The 244-nt window shown below is 73.0% G+C and carries 1 protein-coding gene; it reads left to right on the top strand.

Annotated elements, in window-relative coordinates; all coding sequences use genetic code 11:
* Positions 1-15 precede the first annotated feature (15 nt).
* A partial coding sequence (locus SB660_RS23050) for an SDR family NAD(P)-dependent oxidoreductase (protein ID WP_410584862.1) occupies positions 16-244 on the top strand: 229 nt, incomplete at its 3' end.

The raw sequence follows: 244 nt of genomic DNA, 5'->3' as shown, positions 1-244 counted from the left end.
CGGATACGAGCGCTGATGCCCACCGCGCTGATCACCGGAGCCAGCGCCGGACTCGGCGCCGAGTTCGCCCGCCAGCTCGCCCGCCGTCGCGCGGACCTGATCCTCGTCGCACGGTCCAAGGATGCGCTGGACGCCCTGGCCGCCGACCTGCGGAGCGCGCACGGTGTCGCCGTCGAGGTGCTCGTCGCGGATCTCGCCGAAGATGAAGGCGTCGCGAAGGTCGCCGACCGGCTGCGGAATGCCG

The organism is Bacillus sp. SIMBA_005, assembly GCF_046535585.1.
GTDB classification, from domain to species: Bacteria; Bacillota; Bacilli; order Bacillales; family Bacillaceae; genus Bacillus; species Bacillus pumilus.
The sequence above is the reverse complement of the archived record's forward strand: the minus strand, read 5'-3'. Positions and strand labels throughout refer to the sequence as shown.